This is a genomic window from Paenibacillus sp. FSL H8-0034 (assembly GCF_038000305.1).
In the GTDB taxonomy this organism is placed as follows: domain Bacteria; phylum Bacillota; class Bacilli; order Paenibacillales; family NBRC-103111; genus Paenibacillus_S.
This window is the reverse complement of record NZ_JBBOBS010000001.1, coordinates 6,570,541-6,589,723: the sequence shown is the minus strand read 5'-3', so window position 1 is coordinate 6,589,723 and position 19,183 is coordinate 6,570,541. Positions and strand designations below refer to the sequence as shown.

Annotated in this window: 17 protein-coding genes; 13 read left to right on the top strand and 4 right to left on the bottom strand. The window is 46.7% G+C overall.

Annotated features, from left to right (window positions below; all coding sequences use genetic code 11):
* The first annotated feature begins 219 nt into the window (after positions 1–219).
* Positions 220–1,302 (top strand): Gfo/Idh/MocA family protein, encoded by a 1,083-nt coding sequence (locus tag NST47_RS29530; RefSeq protein WP_341158333.1) that lies wholly within the window; start codon positions 220–222, stop codon positions 1,300–1,302.
* Positions 1,303–1,446: 144 nt separating this feature from the next.
* Here NST47_RS29530 and NST47_RS29525 read toward each other — a convergent pair whose 3' ends face one another.
* Entirely contained in the window at positions 1,447–2,466 is a 1,020-nt protein-coding gene (locus NST47_RS29525; protein WP_341158332.1) for a cytochrome d ubiquinol oxidase subunit II, read from the bottom strand.
* Positions 2,463–3,818 (bottom strand): cytochrome ubiquinol oxidase subunit I, encoded by a 1,356-nt coding sequence (locus tag NST47_RS29520; RefSeq protein WP_341158331.1) that lies wholly within the window; start codon positions 3,816–3,818, stop codon positions 2,463–2,465. The genes NST47_RS29525 and NST47_RS29520 overlap by 4 nt, the downstream gene beginning before the upstream one ends.
* Positions 3,819–4,192: 374 nt before the next feature.
* On the opposite strand from NST47_RS29520, the gene NST47_RS29515 reads away from it, so the two are divergent.
* Positions 4,193–4,510 (top strand): hypothetical protein, encoded by a 318-nt coding sequence (locus NST47_RS29515; RefSeq protein WP_341158330.1) that lies wholly within the window; start codon positions 4,193–4,195, stop codon positions 4,508–4,510.
* 158 nt (positions 4,511–4,668) lie between these two features.
* Here the strand turns inward: NST47_RS29515 and NST47_RS29510 are convergent, their stop codons facing one another.
* The gene (locus NST47_RS29510; protein WP_341158329.1) at positions 4,669–5,607 is read right to left on the bottom strand and encodes a LysR family transcriptional regulator; all 939 of its coding nucleotides are present in this window, start codon (positions 5,605–5,607) and stop codon (positions 4,669–4,671) included.
* 354 nt (positions 5,608–5,961) lie between these two features.
* On the opposite strand from NST47_RS29510, the gene NST47_RS29505 reads away from it, so the two are divergent.
* From NST47_RS29505 to NST47_RS29470, 8 genes are all read left to right on the top strand, one after another.
* On the top strand, positions 5,962–7,536 hold the full coding sequence (locus tag NST47_RS29505) for an ABC transporter substrate-binding protein (protein ID WP_341158328.1): 1,575 nt from the start codon (positions 5,962–5,964) through the stop codon (positions 7,534–7,536).
* A gap of 16 nt (positions 7,537–7,552) precedes the next feature.
* On the top strand, positions 7,553–8,497 hold the full coding sequence (locus tag NST47_RS29500; RefSeq protein ID WP_341158327.1) for an ABC transporter permease: 945 nt from the start codon (positions 7,553–7,555) through the stop codon (positions 8,495–8,497).
* 25 nt (positions 8,498–8,522) lie between these two features.
* Positions 8,523–9,416 carry an ABC transporter permease gene (locus NST47_RS29495; RefSeq protein WP_341158326.1) on the top strand — a complete coding sequence of 298 codons (894 nt, stop codon included), beginning with the start codon at positions 8,523–8,525 and terminating at the stop codon, positions 9,414–9,416.
* 54 nt (positions 9,417–9,470) lie between these two features.
* On the top strand, positions 9,471–10,214 hold the full coding sequence (locus tag NST47_RS29490) for a cysteine hydrolase family protein (protein ID WP_341158325.1): 744 nt from the start codon (positions 9,471–9,473) through the stop codon (positions 10,212–10,214).
* Positions 10,215–10,256: 42 nt separating this feature from the next.
* The gene (locus NST47_RS29485) at positions 10,257–10,997 is read left to right on the top strand and encodes a cysteine hydrolase family protein (RefSeq protein WP_341158324.1); all 741 of its coding nucleotides are present in this window, start codon (positions 10,257–10,259) and stop codon (positions 10,995–10,997) included.
* A 175-nt stretch (positions 10,998–11,172) separates the two neighbouring features.
* Complete coding sequence (locus NST47_RS29480; RefSeq protein WP_341158323.1) at positions 11,173–12,135, top strand: ABC transporter ATP-binding protein; 963 nt, start codon at positions 11,173–11,175, stop codon at positions 12,133–12,135.
* A gap of 117 nt (positions 12,136–12,252) precedes the next feature.
* A complete protein-coding gene (locus NST47_RS29475; RefSeq protein ID WP_445667488.1) occupies positions 12,253–13,182 on the top strand; it encodes an ABC transporter ATP-binding protein in 930 nt (309 codons plus the stop codon).
* Positions 13,183–13,212: 30 nt separating this feature from the next.
* On the top strand, positions 13,213–14,451 hold the full coding sequence (locus tag NST47_RS29470) for an MFS transporter (RefSeq protein ID WP_341158321.1): 1,239 nt from the start codon (positions 13,213–13,215) through the stop codon (positions 14,449–14,451).
* A gap of 177 nt (positions 14,452–14,628) precedes the next feature.
* Here NST47_RS29470 and NST47_RS29465 read toward each other — a convergent pair whose 3' ends face one another.
* Positions 14,629–14,814, bottom strand: coding sequence for a hypothetical protein (locus NST47_RS29465; protein ID WP_341158320.1), 186 nt, complete (start codon positions 14,812–14,814; stop codon positions 14,629–14,631).
* 461 nt (positions 14,815–15,275) lie between these two features.
* On the opposite strand from NST47_RS29465, the gene NST47_RS29460 reads away from it, so the two are divergent.
* The 3 genes from NST47_RS29460 to NST47_RS29450 all read left to right on the top strand — a co-directional run bounded on the left by NST47_RS29460 (position 15,276) and on the right by NST47_RS29450 (position 19,149).
* The gene (locus tag NST47_RS29460; RefSeq protein WP_341158319.1) at positions 15,276–15,410 is read left to right on the top strand and encodes a hypothetical protein; all 135 of its coding nucleotides are present in this window, start codon (positions 15,276–15,278) and stop codon (positions 15,408–15,410) included.
* A 444-nt stretch (positions 15,411–15,854) separates the two neighbouring features.
* Positions 15,855–17,381 carry a response regulator transcription factor gene (locus NST47_RS29455; RefSeq protein WP_341158318.1) on the top strand — a complete coding sequence of 509 codons (1,527 nt, stop codon included), beginning with the start codon at positions 15,855–15,857 and terminating at the stop codon, positions 17,379–17,381.
* 4 nt (positions 17,382–17,385) lie between these two features.
* Positions 17,386–19,149 carry a sensor histidine kinase gene (locus NST47_RS29450; protein WP_341158317.1) on the top strand — a complete coding sequence of 588 codons (1,764 nt, stop codon included), beginning with the start codon at positions 17,386–17,388 and terminating at the stop codon, positions 19,147–19,149.
* The last annotated feature ends 34 nt before the right edge of the window (positions 19,150–19,183 follow it).

Sequence of the window (19,183 nt, the reverse complement as noted above, 5' to 3'; positions counted from 1 at the left end):
ATTTGCTGAACCCTTCTTATCTCGCAAGAAAAGCAACCACTTAGACACGGACACGGATGTGTCATTAGTCGAATTAGCTCCGCTCAGGAGCTTTTTTTCTTATTTCCCAGGAAATTTGAAATAGCCAAATCGGATAAAAGATGGACCAAATTAGTCATATCTTTTTGGTAGAAGCTTGACTATACTTTACTTAAACTTATAAGGGGGATGACTCTAATCATGTCGAAAACGTACAGAATTGGAATTATTGGCTGCGGTGGAATCGCAAATGGCAAGCATATGCCTGCTTTGCAAAATCAGCCAAACGCAGAAATGGTAGCATTTTGTGATATCGTAGTAGAAAAAGCTTATGAGGCTGCTCATAAATATGGTTCCGAGGGTGCGAAGGTATACAGCGATTTTAAAGAAATGCTGCAGGACGGGTCCATTGATATTATACACGTGTGTACGCCAAATGATTCACATGCGGAGATTACGATTGCTGCTTTGGAGTCGGATAAACATGTTATGTGTGAGAAGCCGATGGCCAAAACAGCAGCGGATGCCCGTCGTATGGTGGAAGCGGCCAAGCGTTCAGGCAAGAAGCTGACCATTGGCTACCAGAATCGTTTCCGTTCAGACAGCCAGTATTTGAAAAAAATATGTGGCGAGGGTGATCTGGGTGAGGTTTATTATGCCAAAGCTCACGCAATTCGTCGTCGTGCCGTACCGACCTGGGGTGTGTTTCTAGATGAAGAAAAACAAGGCGGCGGACCGCTAATTGATATCGGTACCCATGCACTGGATCTGACCTTGTGGATGATGGATAACTATAAGCCGAAAGCAGTCTTGGGCACAGCCTTCCACAAGCTGTCCTCTAAGAAGGACGCAGCTAATGCATGGGGTTCCTGGGACCCGGATAAATTTACAGTTGAGGATTCAGCATTTGGCATGATTACGATGCAGAATGGAGCAACTATTGTGCTGGAATCGAGCTGGGCGATCAATATGCTGCAAACCGGTGAAGCCAAAACGACCTTGTGCGGAACCGAAGGCGGTGCGGATATGCAGGATGGTCTGCGTATTAACGGTGAAAAGCATAGCAAATTGTTCATGAATGAAATTCAATTGGCTGCCAAAGGCGTCGATTTTTATGATGGGAAGCAAGAATCCCCGGCTGATCTGGAAGCGCGTCTGTGGCTGAAAGCAATTGAAGAGGATACAGATCCCGTTGTCACGCCTGAACAGGCCTGCGTTGTATCGGAAATTTTGGAAGCCATCTATGAGTCGTCCAAAACCGGCAAAGCGGTATATTTTGAATAATAGCTATTTTAATATATGTTATGGAACCTCCACAACCTCCAAGCCACGAAGTGGTTGTGGAGGTTGTTTGTTATGTGCAATTTCGTGATGTCTCACCTGATAGCTGTGAGCTTGTGAGTGAGTGCCAGCCTAACTGCCATGCAATCACTTTTTCTGCAGACCCTGCACATAATTTGCATCGAACAGAAATAGTCGCATCAGTAGAATCAGTGAAGGGATGAGCAGGCATAAGCCTGCGATAAAAGCTCCGATCAGGGCAATTCCCATTTCCGGGCTGGTGACACTTTCGTGTATCGAAACCATCGGATAAATAATATAAGGTAAATGCGCCGCGCCATATCCGAAGAAAGCGAAGGCAAACTGCAGCATCACGAATAAAAAAGCAACGCCAAGACGCTTGCGGTTCCATATAAGATAGGTAGCAATCATAAAGCAAATCAAGGATACAACGAACATCCAGGATAGCTTCAGCATGTTGTCAAAATGAACCGGATTGTGACGCTGAATAGCGAAAAATACGAACAAGCTCGCTAATATTGTCGGACCGCTCCACCCGATTGCAAACCTTCGCAAAATTTCTGTCGCTTTGGTATCCTTAGCCTTGTGAGCATAATAGGTTAAGAAAGCTGCAGATATATAGAGCACACTGACAAGCGACAGGATGACAACCGACCAGGCATAAGAGCTGGTAAACAGCTTGTAGAAGAGCAGTGTGACATTATTGCCGCTTTCTTCAATATATCCGCCCTCCGATATCGTCAATACGATGGACAATGAAGCTGGAATCAATAGACCGCTGCCCCCGTAAAGCAGCTTGTACAGATGGCTTTCCTTGGAGCCGTAGGTGCTGAAAGCGTAGTAGGAGCCACGGATAGCGATCAGTACAATCGCAATACTGCCAGGAATTAATAAGGTGGTTCCAAGATAATAAGCAGTATCCGGGAAAAAGCCGACCATCCCGATCATAAAGAAGATCAAAAAAACGTTAGTGACTTCCCAGACAGGCGATAAATAGCGTTCGATAATGCCATGCACCATATTTTTGCGCCCGGTTATCATCGTGTAGTAGCTAAAGAAACCCGCCCCAAAATCAATCGAAGCTACAATTAAATAACCGTAAAGGAAAACCCAGAGCACTGTAATTCCGATGACTTCAATACTCATTGGTGCTCACCTCCTTGATCAACCCGCAATGCTAATTCCTCTTCAGGCGTATTCGTCTTGAACATACGGCGGAGTACCGTCCATGCGCCAAATCCAAGTATGATGTAAAGAATTGAGAACATCAGCAGCATCCAGTCTACATTGGTAGCGGTCGTGGCTCCATGTGCCGTTTTCATATAGCCGCGCAGAATCCATGGCTGTCTTCCGGCTTCAGCAAATATCCATCCGGATTCAATCGCCAGCATTGCAAGCGGGCCTGAGAAAGTAATGAAGCGAAGCAGCCAGCGCGGCACTTCTTTTCCTTGTTGACGCCGCTTTTTTCTGTTCAAATATAAATATGCGATACAGAGCACAATCATCAAACTTCCGATCGCCACCATGGCATCAAAGAAATAATGGATATAGAGCGGTGGACGTTCATCCACAGGGATATCATTCAAGCCCTTCACAACCGCATTCGGATCAGCAAAAGCCAATATACTCAGCGCATAAGGAAGCTTCAAGCCATAGTGAATATTGTGTTCCTTATCAATATAGCCTGCAAATACAAGTGGTGCCTGCGCTGTAGTTTCAAAATGCCATTCGGCTGCGGCAAGCTTCTCCGGCTGGTATTCGGCAAGAAATTTACCGGACAGATCACCGATGAACGCGGTGGATAAGGAGAAGATCAGTCCGCAAATCATCGTCAGCTTGAGTGCCTTTTGGTAATATACATGCTTTTTACCTGCCAATAAGGCTAATGCGGCTATGGTAGCGAGCACAAATGCGCTTGTCATATAGGCTGATGAAATCACGTGCGCGGTCTTGGTAGGTGTGGCCGGATTAAACATCGCGACCATGGGATCGATGTCGATAATGGTTCGACCGGACAGCTTAAAGCCTTGTGGCGTATTCATAAAGGCGTTAACAATCGTAATAAAAAATGCGGATAACGTCGATCCGATGATAATGGGAATGGAAATTGCAAAGTGCGTCCAAGGATTTTTCCAACGATCCCAGGTGTACAAGTAAATCCCGAGAAATATCGCCTCAAAGAAGAAAGCGAAGGTTTCCATAAACAAAGGCAGAGAAATCGCCTGACCCGCGATTTGCATAAAGCTTGGCCACAGCAGGTTCAACTGCAAGCCAATTGAAGTACCGGTAACGACGCCGACTGCCACAGTGATGACGAATCCACGTGCCCAGCGACGTGCGAGCAGTGTATAATGTGGATCTTTGCGCTTGATTCCCAGAAACTCGGCAATGGCAATCATGACAGGCAGTCCGACACCTATCGTAGCAAAAATAATGTGAAATCCAAGCGTAAGTCCTGTCAAAATACGGCTGTAAAATACCGGGTCGTAATTCATCATCCGAATGCACACTCCTTTTGAACATTATGCTCTTATTTACCACTTATTATAGCTTATGTATGTGATTTATTTCACAACAACTATGATCAATTGATGACTTATGCGTTACGAAATGATGAAGGAGCGGGTCATGTGTGGCGTCATAATATTTGAGAAAATTTTCAAAGTTGTTGATACTAGTTTTTCAAAATTTGTGAAAATGTATCATCATGCATCAATATACAATTGAATCGTATAAATCTTTAGTCGCTGGTATTGCAAAAGCGGTTTCTCATATTGTACTATTGTATGTGAATTAAACTGACATTGTGCCGTTCGAATTTTTTAAATCAAGGGTAGCATATCTGGTTTTAAATAAGGAGGAGGGGTTTGATATGGTAAAGTGTTATTATATTTCAGGAAATCAACCGGAAAAGGGATATGATGAAGATAATTCCTTACTCATCATGACAGGATTCAAAAAATCTGAATTAGTAATCAGAGATCTAAACAGAGAGATTTCCCCGGCGGAATATAGTGCATACAAAATGGCTACTTACGTACCGGAATCAGATAATCATTCGATTAAATATATTATTAACGATAAAGAGCTGGCGAGAAAGTTTATGAACGAGAAGAAATGCAAGATGCTGTGCACCGACAGATCAATTAACAGAACAAATGTAATCGAATATATCCTGGAAAATTTCTGAATCATTATCCCCTTAATCGTTTTGGATTAGGGGGATTTTTCGTTTTAAAGCCAACGTTTCACGGAGAACGGACAAAACCAGTGGCGACAGCCAAGCGCTTTTCATCAAGACTTTGCATAGGAAAGGGCAGATCGAAATGGCGTCTGCCCACATTGTTGTTAAATGGTCCCTGCCTGGTACATTCCCGTTAAATCATCCCTGAGGTTTTCCATACTCTGCATCGTATGGGTAGTGTGCTGCATAAACAGTGTATCAAGACTGTTTAAATTATCTTTCTTGTAAACGAGGAATACTTTGTCGGTTGGAAATGGGTTGACCTCGATAGGTATGGCTACCACCTCCTGCTGAAGCAATTCTTGACGGAATAGAAGCTCCCCTGACAGGAACACTCCACACCCATCCTTGATCCAATATTTAAGCAGTGGCAAATTGTTACTCTCATATTTAATTTCATGAGTAACGTTTAAATGGCCCAACGTCATTTCCAGATTTTTACGGTAAAGAGTGTCTAATTCATAGGAGATAAACGGTTCCGCGGTGATTTGCTCGATCGTTACAACCTTCCTCTTGGCCAAAGGGTGGTTCCTTGAAACTATCAAACGGATCTCTTCCTGAAAAATATTTACGAATGTCAAAGACGGAATGTTCACAGCATATCGGCTGATGCCCAGCCGGAGCTCGTTGTAGTTTATTTTTCTTATTTGTTCTCGTGTAGGACATCCGAGTACGTGAATGGATACATCAGGGTAATCGGCATTGAATTTTGCCAGTAAATGCGGAATCAGTGAGCAGGCGAAAGAATTGTTGCAGCCAAGTGTCAGTTTGCCGGACTGCTGCCGATTTAATTGCTCGACAGCCAGCCTTCCTTCTTCGAGTGAGGTGGCGGCTCTCTGTGCATAGGGGAGGAAGGTGTGTCCTTCCTCGGTCAATTGAATGCCCGTCCTGCTCCGTATAAAGAGCGTCTTGTTTAGATCGCGTTCGAGCTGCTTGATCCGGGTCGAGACGGTAGACTGCGGCAAATACAGCTGCTCAGCTGCCTTTTGGTAACTCCCTGCATGGTATACCCCGAGAAACGTTATTATTTGATCCATAATCATCTCGTCATCTCCTCCACTTTCTATGATAATGTCATTTTACCTTACATAATTGGTTTTGGGAACACGCTTACATCCAAAAAATGAATGTAAGCATCTGAAAATCACTATTTACGATTTGTAAAACTACATATATGATGAGGCTAAGTCATAAAAGTGTTATGTAAATGTAAGAATACATAACACAAATAAAGTTCAACCTTTGAACTCAGTCAGAGTTCGATGCTTGAACAAAAAGTAACTTCGTCGTTGTTTTAGGTGTATTTGTCAAAAGGAGTGGGAGAGATAAGGATAGTACACGAAGCAAGGCAAGCAGCAAGCGGTACAATTCTAATAAACTTTAGAAGGAGGATTTATATGAAATTAAAGGCTGATATAAAAAAGAGGTTTTTATTGCCATCATTGTCCGCTTTCCTTGTAGTTACCCTTCTTTCCGGCTGTAGCAGCGCAACGGACCCATCCACAGCTTCTTCCGCACAACCAGCTCCCGCAGACGCTTCAGGTGGAAAGCTGAGAGTCGGGACGATTACCGATTTCGGTACGCTCGACCCAGCCAAATCCACCCGGCTGATTGATGAGGAGCTGTACAACAATATTTATGATCCAATGGTCAAGCTGACCCCGGATGGCAAATTCATTCCCGGTCTGAGCACCAAATGGACCGTGAGTGAAGACGGCAAGACGTACACCTTTGAATTAAGAAAAGACGTCAAATTTCACGATGGCACTGATTTTAATGCGCAGGCTGTTATTGATAACTGGAAATGGATTATGGACCCGGCCAATGCCTCTCCGCGCAGCTCGGATTTGATACTCGTGGAGGAGCTTTCGGCGCCGGATCCGCATACGCTCGTCGTTAAATTGAAGACCCCGTTTGTTCCTTTTATCGCTACCATCACCGGTCGTACCGGCTTGATTGCCTCTCCCACCGCGAGGGCCAAATTAGGCGATCAATATGAGATGAATCCGGTCGGCACCGGCCCGTTCCAATTCGTGGAATGGAACAAAAATGACCATTTGACGATTCGCAAAAACCCGAACTATTGGGAAAAGGACCAGCCTAAGCTGGATGAGGTGGAATTCAAGCCGATTGTCAACCAATCGCAAAAACTGAATGCACTCATTTCCGGCCAGGTCGATCTGGTCGACTCGATCCCTTTTCAGGATATTCCCAAGGTGGAGCAAACGAAAAATCTCAAGCTCGGCATCAGCACGTCCTTCGGCTACTCAAGGCTGACACTCAATCTGCAGCGGCCGCCTTTCAACAATATCAACAACCGTAAAGCGGTCAATTATGCGATCAATCGCGATGAAATCAATCAACTGATCTATTTCGGCAAATTCGTGCCGGGTTTCTCCTTCTTCTCCCCGGCCGGTTTTGCCAACGACCCGAATGTGAAGGTCGCGTATTCCGTCGATTCCGCCAAGGAAGAACTGAAGAAAGCCGGTAATCCCGATGGCTTCTCCTTCACGTTACTCAGCGCTAACGACCCGCAAACTCTGCAGCTCAGCCAGCTGTTCCAGAGCCAATTGGCCAAGGTTGGCATTACGATGAAAATTGAAGCCCTCGATTCGGCTGCGATCACCCAGAAACGAAACAGCGGAGATTGGGATGCCACAGGAGGCGGCTGGAGCGGGATGATCGATCCCGATCAAAACAGCTACGCTTTTATTGTCAGCAACGCTCCCTTCAATTACGGAAAATACAGCAATGCCCAGGTAGATAAGCTGATGCAGACGGCACGTGAGTCCCAATCGGTGGAGGAGCGAAAAAAAATCTACTCCCAGGTTTCTACGATGCTGCTGGATGAGGTTCCGGGTGTATTCACCGGCTACCAACCTGTCGTGGATGTCTGGACCGACAAAGTACAAGGCTTTGATGTGTATCCCGATCAGCTGTTACGACTGTACAAAACGACGATCAGCAAATAATGGAGGTGATTCTGCCATGGCCAGTTATATTGGACGCCGCCTTCTGTGGTTTATCCCGGTATGCCTACTCCTGATTACTTTTACTTTCAGCTTGATCCATCTGGTTCCTGGCAATCCTGCGCATACGATTCTGGGCGAGGAGGCCAGCGAGCAAGCTGTTCATTTATTGGAAGTCAAGCTGGGACTGGATCAGCCGTTGTCGGTCCAATACGTCCGCTTTTTATCCGCTACCCTGCAAGGGGATTTCGGCAGCTCGCTGTATGGAAGCCAGCCGGTTATTGGCCTGATTCTTTCCCGGCTTCCGGTCACCTTGGAAATTGCCATCTTGGCGATCCTGATGTCCTTGTGCATCGCGCTGCCTTTGGGCATCCTGTCGGCCAAATATCCGAATTCATGGATTGATCATTTCGGGCGGTTCATGGCCTTGGCCGGAGCGGCGGTTCCTACCTTTTGGGTTTCCTTGATTCTGGTCTTCGTCTTCTCCGTTACGGTACAGTGGTTCCCGGCCTTGGGCTGGGTTCCCTTGTCCAAGGGCCTCGGTACGAATCTGTATCATTTGATCATGCCGGTGTTTGCCCTCTCGCTTCCCTTAGCCGCCATGGAGTCCAGAATGCTGCGTGGCGAAATGTTGGAGGTTTTGAGCCAGGTTTACATTCAGGTGGCCCGGGCCAAAGGCATGCGGCAAAGAGCCGTCCTGCTGCGGCACGCGCTGCGCAACGCGATCCTGCCAGTGGTTACGGTGATCGGGCTGCAGATGGGCGGCTTGCTGGGCGGGGCCGTCCTGATTGAATCAATCTTTTCACTGCCCGGTATGGGGCAGCTGGTGCTGAACGCGATTGTCCAAAGAGATTATCCGGTCGTCAATGGCAGCGTGTTGTTTATGGGCGGTACGATCTTATTCACGAATTTGTTAGTCGATGTGCTGTATGCGTTCCTGGATCCTCGAATCCGGTATTCGTAAAAGGGGGGAAATGAATACCATGTCAATGGACGTTACCCGAAGAAAGATGGAGGTCAATCAGTTGAAGCTCAAAGCCAAAACGATGACCTTGCTCAAAAAAATCCGCAACAATTCGTTGATCATGTCCGGATTACTAATGGTGCTTGGCTTTATTGCCGTCGCGCTGATCCTGCCGTCCTTTGTTCCGTACTCACCGTTTGCTACAGACTACACGTCCGCATTGAAGGCGCCGACGCTGGCGCATCTCTTCGGTACCGACAATCTGGGGCGTGACGTGTTCAGCCGGGTCGTCTGGGGCGCGAGGGAATCCTTGGCTTCAGGCATCTTGATCGTCGCTCTCGCTTTTGCCATCGGGGTCCCGCTGGGGTTGATTTCCGGATTCTATGGTGGCTGGGTGGATGAAATCATGATGCGAGTCGTTGATACCTGGCTGGCGTTTCCCGGCTTGGTCCTGACCATGGCGCTGACCTTTATTATGGGGCCTTCGTTTATTAACGCCGCCTTCGCTGTGGCCGTGATTATGGCCCCGCAATTCATACGGATTACCCGGGGCCAGGTGCTCAGTATCCGGGACCGGGAATTTGTGCAGGCGGCTAGAAGCCACGGCGTTCCGACCTGGCGCATCCTGCTGCGCCACATTTTACCGAATGCGTCGACTTCGCTGACCGTGGCGTGCAATTTGAATATGGGGCATGCAATTATGGTCGTGGCCAGCTTGTCCTACCTCGGGCTCGGGACGCCGCCTCCGTTTCCCAGCTGGGGCGAAATGCTGCAAAGCGGCACCACCTTTTTGACCATGTCCCCCTGGATTTCTTTTGCCCCGGGCTTGGCGATCTTCCTGCTGGTGCTGGCTTTCACCTTGCTGGGTGAAGGCATCCGCGATGAATTTGATCCGCATTCCAAAGTGAAATCCGGCTGATACCGGATGACAGGATGTACGTAGGCATAGAGACGATATAAGGAGATGACAGGGTTGAGATACGGCAATGGAGAAAATTATTGGCTTGTAGAAGGCAGCCACTTTGACATCAGTCGGGGCTCCGCGACTAGCGCTACCATCGGAATCGAAGCAGAGGAAACCTTGCAGTTCGATCCGAAACGATCCGCTTTGGTCATTATCGATATGCAAAACTTTTTCTGTTCCGCCCTGCTGGGGCGTTCGGATGGCGCGATCCAACTGGTTCCCGCTATCCGCTCTGCGATCGAGAGCAGCCGTAAATTGGGGATTCAGATTGTTTGGGTGAACTGGGGGAACCGGGCCGATACGGCCAATCTGCCGCCTAACATGCTGTATTCCAGGCGAAAAAAGGGCCGTACGCATATTGGCGAGCAGCTGCCGGACGGACTGGGTTTATCGCTGGTCAAGGATTCCTGGTCGGCCGCCCTGGTGGATGAGCTGGAGGTCTGCCGCGAAGAGAGCGACTTTTGGGTCGATAAATACCGGACCAGCGGGTTTCCGGGTACGAATCTGGATCAAATCCTGCGTTCGAACGGAATCAACACGTTATTTTATGCGGGAGTCAACACGGATCAATGTGTGATGTTCAGCCTGCTGGATGCGGCTTTTCTCGGCTTTGACAATGTGCTGCTGCAGGATTGTATGGCAACCTCCTCGCCGTCCTATGCGCTGGAAGGTGCGCTGTATAACATGAAGGGCCGGTCGTTTACCACCGATTCAGACAGCCTGAAGGCTGCAACCCTTCCATCCAGATCATGAAATGAATGATAGTAATGATACGAATGAAACGGAGGCTACACGATGAGATTCGGAAACAGAGTTAACTATTGGATCGTAGAGGGGGATGATTTTGACATCAGCCGGGGTGCTGCCCAGGCGGTGACGATGGACCTGAATGAGAACCGGACCCTGAAATTTGACCCGGAACGTTCGGCCTTGATCCTGATCGATATGCAAAACTATTTCTGTTCGCCCTTGCTGGGGCGTCCGGAGGGCGCGCTGAAGTTAGTGCCGGCCATCACTTCGGCCATCCAAAGCAGTCGCGAATTGGGTATGCAGATCATTTGGGTCAACTGGGGGCATCGCCCAGACACCGCCAATCTGCCTCCAAGCCTGCTGTATGGCTGGCAGCGGAACGGCCGGCCGGGGATTGGCGATCCTTTGCCGGATAACCTCGGCTTAACGCTGATCAAGGACTCCTGGTCCGCCGCTCTCGTGGAGGAGCTGGAGGCGCTGCGCGAGGAGAGTGATTATTGGGTCGATAAATACCGGATCAGCGGGTTTCCGGGAACTTCCCTGGATGCCATCCTGCAAGCCAACGGGATTAAAACCTTGTTTTTCGGAGGTGTGAATACCGACCAGTGCGTCATGGATACGATACACGATGCCGCTTTTATTGGCTACGACAATATTTTGCTGATGGATTGTACGGCGACCACGTCTCCAGCACATGTCCTGGAAGGTTCGCTGCATAACATGAGATCGAAGGCGTTCACGGCGGTGTCCGACAGCCTGAAGACGGCTGCGGCCAGCCGCGTATAACACAACCAGATCATGCAGACAAAGCCGACCTCGATCAGACCCCCAGTTCACTCATGAATACCAGCGTGATCCTAACCGGATGATTGCGATCCGATCAGCGAATGTACACTGAAATCAAAGTAAACATATGGATATAAATAGAATTTAAATCCTCAAAAGAGGCGGTGCAGCGAATATGGAAGCCTTGCTTAAAGTCAGCAACTTAAAAACGTACTTTTCCACATCAAGCAGACAGGTTAAAGCTGTCGATGGCGTCGATTTTGAGGTGAAGAAAGGCAAAGTCTTATGTATTGTCGGAGAATCGGGCAGCGGCAAAAGCATGACGTCGTTGTCTCTGATGGGCCTTGTACCAGGTCCGAATGGACGAATTGTCGAGGGCGAGGTGATGTTCGACGGCGAAGATCTGGTGAAGATGGACGAAAAGCGGCTGTCCGATTTACGAGGCAACAAGATGGCGATGATTTTCCAGGAGCCGATGAGCGCCTTGAATCCGCTGTTCAAAATCGGGGAGCAAATCATGGAAGTGCTGATGAGGCACCGGAAGCTTTCCAGAAACGAAGCCCGCAGCAAAGCCATCGCGCAGCTGCGCAGCGTCGGGTTCCCACAGCCGGAGATGATCATTAGCTCGTACCCGCATCAATTATCGGGAGGCATGCGGCAGCGGGTGATGATCGCGATGATGATGGCCTGTGAACCCAAGCTGCTGATCGCCGACGAGCCAACCACAGCGCTGGATGTCACCATTCAGGCGCAGGTTCTGGATCTGATGCGTAATCTGAAGCATCAAACGGGCACGGCCATTATTTTCATCACGCATGATCTTGGCGTCGTAGCGGAGATGGCCGACGATATGGCGGTGATGTATGCAGGCCAAATTGTCGAATCGGGTGCTGCCGATGTGGTATTTGATAAACCGCTGCATCCGTATACCTTGGCCCTGATGGGCTCCATCCCTTCCATTACGGAAGACAATGAACGGCTGATTACGATCCCTGGAACGGTGCCGAGCGCGGCGAATTTCCCGGTGGGCTGCCGATTCGCGGAACGCTGCTCCATGGCACGCGGCAGCTGTCATACGAGCATGCCGGAGCTGCGAGAATTAAGTCCGGGACATTTTGTCCGCTGCGCCCTGGTATAGAACATAATGGAAGGTGGTTGCAGAATGAGCCTGAAGGAGCAAACCGAGCTAATCGAACACACCGAACAAAGCGCCGTAGATACTGAAAATAACCTGCTGGAGGTTCGGAATGTCAAAATGCATTTCCCTATTCACGGCGGTATTCTCCAGCGCAGGGTAGGGGAGGTCAAGGCGGTCGACAATGTGTCATTCACCATCAAAAAGGGAGAAACGCTGGGACTGGTCGGCGAATCCGGCTGTGGAAAATCGACGACCGGCCGGGTTATTATGCGGCTATATGAACCCACGGAAGGCTCCATTATTTTTGATGGACAGGATATCACGAAGATCAAGGGAGACCGGCTTCGGCAAATGCGCCAAAACTTCCAGATGGTGTTCCAGGACCCGTACTCCTCGCTGAATCCGAGAATGAACGTAAATGCGATCATCGCAGAGCCGCTGCAAGTGAATACCCAAGGATCACAGGCTGAAATCAGGGAACGGGTTGCCGAATTAATCCAAGTCGTCGGTCTGCCTCAAGAGGCCGGACTGAAGCATCCGCATGAATTTTCCGGAGGACAACGGCAGCGGATTGCGATTGCCCGCGCACTGAGTTTGAATCCCAAATTGATTGTTCTGGACGAAGCCGTTTCCGCACTCGATGTTTCCATACAGGCACAAATTATTAATCTGCTGGACGACCTTCGCCATGAGTTTGGCCTGGCCTACTTGTTTATTTCTCATAATTTATCCGTCGTCAAACACGTAAGCAATAAGGTTGGGGTGATGTATTTGGGCAGGCTGGTGGAAATTGCCCCGAAATCCCAGCTCTACAGCACGCCCCTGCATCCGTACACGCAGTCCCTTCTTTCAGCTGCACCCGAGGCGAACCGCAAAGCAAGACGCGAGCGCATCGTTCTTACAGGAGAAGTTCCCAATCCGGCAAAGCCGCCTTCCGGATGTGCCTTTCATACGCGATGCCCGAAGGCCATGGATCAGTGCCAGGGCGTGCGTCCGGAGTTAAAGGAAGTCATGCCGCAGCAATTTGTGGCTTGTCATTTATATTAATGAATATTCGGGAAGTGATGGAACCTATCAATGGAAACTTGGCGTAGAAATCTATGGGTATTATGGTTTGGCACATTCGTTGCATCGGCAAGCCTAACGATGGTGATCCCGTTCTTGCCGTTGTTTCTCATCGACATTGGCGTACATGAAAATACGGAGATGTGGGCAGGCTTGCTTTTCAGCTCCACCTTTATGGCCGCAGCCATTTCATCTCCTTACTTGGGTTCATTAGCTGACAAATTCGGACGAAAAAAAATGATTATACGTGCTGGATTTGTACTGGTTATCGTTTTCACCCTTACCTCTTTTGTGACAAATCCATATCAACTGCTGGCTCTACGGATATTTCATGGTTTGATGGCCGGTTATATTCCTGCCGTCATCGCATTGATCGGCACCAACACACCTGACCAAAAGGTGGGTTATGCGCTGACCACTATATCCACGGCAACGGCGTCAGGACGTATCCTTGGACCGCTGCTCGGCGGAGGTATAGCGCATTTGTTTGATAATCGTGCAGCATTCGCATTTGCCGGAATTTTAGTTTTTTTATCTACCTTATCCGTTATCTTTCTGGTGAAGGAAGAGAAGTTCGCTATAGCTGGAGCGCGAAGCTCCGTTTTTGCATCATTTAAATCAGCAGCTTCAAACCGGACATTTTCTATGGTTTTGTTGTTGTCCTGCCTGATCTCTATCTCGGTCATGACCATCGAGCCTGTTTTAAGCTTGTACATCGTAGAGCTCGGCGGTGCTGCAAAAAACACCTCGTTATTGGCGGGATTTGTATTCTCACTGGTAGGAATTACCGGTATATTATTCGCTACGTCTTGGGGGAAGTTGGCAGATAAGATCGGTTTCCGCTACGTTCTGATCATCGGCTTATCGGGCGGAGCAATAGGGAGCATCGCTCAAATCTTTTTCCATGATATTTGGGGATTTTCAATTGTTCGCTTTATTTACGGAGCTTTTTTCTGTGCGGTCATTCCCGCAATAAACGGACTGGTGGTGCGCAGTACTCCAAGTGATTTCAGGGGACGGGCTTTCGGCCTTAATAATACGGCAAATCAGTTGGGCTCCATGATTGGACCGATAATCGGAGGCATTATTGGAGGCGCTTTTTCCACACATGGTATTTTTGTCGGAACCGGAATACTGCTAATGATAGCCGTCTTGCTTGCCCATTCAATATCCGAAACCAGGGTTGTGAATAACATTCTAGCCAATACGGATCCGAAAAAAGAACTGAACCCCAGGGTACAAGAGACATGATCGATTTACAGCTATTTAAGTAACCAAAAATTTCATCAGCTATAATATGACCATCATAAATCGTTGATTTTCTTTACGAAGCGTGATGAGATCTTTTTCCGTCCGGTTTGATGAAGGGGGAGCTGGAAAAGTAAAAAAGAGGGCTTTCGCCCTCCAATGAAATTTCAGTTCTCCACTCTACAACCTAAGCATCGCGTCGAGCCTCGCATAATTAGCCGCGATCCGTTGTCCGGACTTTGCATCGACATACGGTGCCTGCCACCTGCCATAGCCGAAACCACCTTCACGATCTTCATCGGGCGCCCCGGGAGCTGGAACAACGCCATTTAAGGTAATGAACATATGCACAACGGGTTTTCCCATTTTACTTTTCATCCTTCAAATTAATTTAGCTTAGCTGTATGTTAGCGCGTGTAGCGCTGACATGTACCAGGTATTGTCGACGGACGCACTAAACAAGCACAGCATCAGTCCCGCTACGATAAGTACCAAATTCTTCTTCTTCATTTCCTCGACTTTGTTACTCCTCCTGCAATTGCATTTTTCGTTGTTCACGAACTATATTATCATCACGCCCTAGCAGCTCGCGGTAGTCAGCGTATGCCGAAGGGATACCAAATTCTGCATGGCATGATTATGGCTTATTTAAGAAAGGAGAGCCTTCTTGGAAACATTCGCACATCATGGGCAACAAAATCACGAACACCACAATGACGCAGTAACACAAGCCAACGCTTTCTTTAGCTTCTAACTTTATTCCTGTGCGTACAAGTTTTATCAATGAGGGGTGAAAGTATACCACTTTCCAGAAAGAGATGGATGCAATGCTTAATATCGTAAAGACCATCGATCCTAAACTGGCGGAAGATGAGATATCTATCCGTTTCCAACAAATCAACCAAATCTATGGTGAGATTATGGATCCGATAGCTATAAATGGATCGGTAACAGCTGAATAGGCTCAAAAAGATATGACAGAGGCTCTAAAATAATTTGCAGAAAACCGCGACGGTTAAGCTTAACGAGAACTCTTTATCCGAATGAAGAAATCGCACAGTTTTTGAACGAAAAATCTATAATACTGAAAATTCGGTAGCTCAAATTAATCGTTTGTTATTGGCGAATAAGTTAAGTAATATAGATATACAAATGAAGGACCTACTGTGTTATGATCACTGTGTCATCGATTTTGCGATTTTTAATGGAAAGCCCCTACAATTACATATTTACAACTTCAAAAAACGAATTTTACACAAGTGAGAAAACTTTCCTAAACTGACGAAAAGTTGGACCTGGACGGGATCGATTCTTACGATAGTAGAAACCGGGATCCTATATTTTTTTAGTTGTAGATCTATAATTAAAGAAAGCGGTAACAAAAATGTAAAGAAGCAGGTGACAATATGCCAATGCAGCCCCCTCTTACAGTACTCATCGTCGATGATGAGCTCCCGATTCGGCAGGATCTCCGTGCTTATCCATGGCAGGATATTAACGCGGTGTGGATAGGAGAAGCGGAAAATGGGGAAGAAGCCCTGGAGATGTGCAGGGAACATATGCCTAATGTCGTAATTGCTGATATTACGATGCCTCTTATGAATGGACTGGACCTTCTTAAAGCAATCCGAAGCGAAATGCCTTTTATAAAAGTCATCCTATTAACGTGTCATACAGAATTTTCCTACGCTCTCGAAGCTTTGAGATTAGGTGCAACTGAATATTTAACTAAAGTTCCTTTAGAGGATACCGATATTCGCATGGCAATAGACAAAGCTCGCACTGTAATCCATAGTGAGCAGTTATTTCGAAAAGGCGAATTGGTCCAAAAGCGAAATATGCTTGCAAAAACCATTTCTAAGATACTCAATAACAGCGCCGCATATTCTGAGGAATCGGTTTTGCCAAGCTTACCTATCAGGCTCATTTTTTTACGGTTAGATACACAAGCAACAGTAAAGCCATACCTCATTCAAGAAATATACGAGGCTCTGGACAAGCTTGAGCATCTATTAAGCAAGCTATTTCTGTGGACGCTAATTGATGGTCAATTTGTCTTTATAGGAGAAGCGGTTCATCAAGACGTAAGAAGTATTGAGGATCAGCTTGCAACACTCATGTACACATTAAAACAAATGCTGCTGCCAAGCATGACAATCATCCAAGATGGTATTCAGATGTATACGATAGTAAGCGAAACTGTCAATTCCTACGAGGAGATCCCAAAAGCCTTCAACAATTCAAGCTTATGGGATAAAAGTAAATTCTATGAACGAAACCAAACTCAAATCTATATCGGAAAACCTATTCCCCTTACCCCGATTGACGCCAAAGAAACAACCGTTCTTACAAGGCTCTTCAATTTGATGGCTAAGGAGCCAGGAGAAGAGAATACAATCCTACTTTCCGAATTTTCTATAAAGTGTATGAGAAGCCGATACGAACCGGAGGAATTGAAGCGCCTCGTTCACACCTTGATTCAAGGTTTCATTCCCCAGAACTGCTCGGTCGCTGAAACAATAGGACTTTACGAGCCTATTCTCGAAGCAAACTCTTTGATTGAATTAATAGGAACCATAAATGCGTTGCTAACTGACCGGAGCACCTCGGCCAAAAGAGGCCGTAAGGAAATCGGCGATGCGCTTGCTTACATTCTGGGCCATCTCGATGAAGATTTGGCACTTACTACTGTCTCCTACAAGGTTGGTTTGAGTCCCAGTTACTTCAGCAAGGTATTTCGTGAGCAGGTTGGAGAGTCCTATAACGATTATATCACCCGGAAAAGAGTGGAAAAAGCGGAGGAACTGCTCCGTGATACAAACCTAAAGGTATACGAGATTGCAGAGCGAATCGGGATTCCCAATTACCGATACTTTACCGCGTTGTTTAAGGAAAAAACCGGATTAACGCCGACAGATTACAAAAGAGGTTGATCAAATGAGACAATTAATCGAATGGTTTCAAGGATGGAGCATAGCGACGAAGCAATTCGTGTTTCTTTTTTTTGTGACGGCAATTTTGTTTTTTTCATTATCGACTTTGAACCTTCGAGACGCAGAGAGTTTGTTTCGGGATCAAGTTATACAAGATTCAGAAGTGTTGATGACCCGTACTGCCGACTTGATCGAGGCCTACATCGATAATGTGAACAATGTGCTTTTAATGCTATCGAGCAGCAAGGATTTGTTTTTAGATGGCAATGAAGAACAGACCTTTCAAACCCTGAGACACTATGCCAAATCCAACAGCTCACTTATTGGCGCATTGTATTTGATTCGAAGTGACGGAAAGGTGTACTCCAACCAGCAAACCTATTATGAAATTTTGGGACATCCCCGACTGCAGCAATTATCTGATCTAGCTAAGACCAATTACGGCTCGATCAGTGTCAGTGGCCCTTACAACTCCCCGCTTTCTGACCTAACAGTTGCGTATACCAAGTCGATTCTGAATGAACGTAATGAATATTTGGGGGCAGCTGTGCTTGAAATCAATTTGAATTTTTTGTACAAACGGATTTCTCCACTGCTCATTAATTCGCATCAAACCTTTGTTATAATGACAAAGAGCGGAGAGCCTGTTTATCTACTTGACTCTATGGATGATATGCTACCTTTTAAAAATGCCATATATCCACCGCAATTAACTGGGGGTTTCATGGCTAGGGTTAGTGATTTACCGCTTGGTGTTAATCATATTCAAGGCGCGAAAGGCAATCTCGTAACCGTGAAATCCGCCTACAACCGATTGGGCTGGTCGGTAGTGCTTTTTATAGAGGAAAGCTACTTTTATCAAGTAACGCAAAAGCTTCATAATAACTTTAGCTCTGCAGGCATAATTTGGCTGTTTGCGCTTCTGTTCTGCAGCTATATGATGAGTCGTTACTTTACCTCTCCAATTCGAACCTTAGTTCAGAAGATGGACCATTCCCGCGACTTCACTGTTATCTTTCCCTTGACAACCACACGAAAGGATGAAATCGGCAAGCTCTATAGCAGCTACAAAGCAATGTTAAACCGGATTCATTTCTTGATTAAGGAGATTAAGGAGATTGAGGAACGGAAGAAAGAAACGGAATTAAAGATTCTTCAAAGCCAAATCGCACCACATTTCATTTACAATACTTTGGCTTGTGTCATCAGTCTCGCGAAACAAAATAAAACGCAAGAGGTTGTCCAAACCATTAAGTCACTAGTTAGCTTGCTTTCGTTTAGCATTGATCGGATTTCATCCATTGTAAAACTACAGGACGAGCTCGAGATGCTGCGGATGTATGTTCAAATTCAAAAAGTGAGGTATGGAGACAAAATAAGTTTTATTGAAGATTGTGATCCGAAAACACTAAATTGTCCTATATTGAAACTAACACTGCAGCCTATCGTGGAAAACGCTATTTTCCATGGGCTTGCCCCTCAAAAAAAATCAGGGACTATTATCATACGTACATCCAGACACAAGGATAAGGTACAGATCCATATCAGAGATAACGGAATGGGTATGACTCAGGAAGTGGCAAATGGATTGCTGCAGGAAAACCTACATCAGATGGACAAATCAAGGTTTACGAGCATAGGTTTAAAAAACGTCAACGAACGGATTAAATTACATTATGGTGAAAGTTTTGGTATGAAAATCAGGAGTGTCCAGGGAATTGGTACAATTGTCAGAATTTCAATTCCAAATCGGATGGAAATGTCGTAAAAGACAGCGATAAATCTTACACAATCGCCGATTA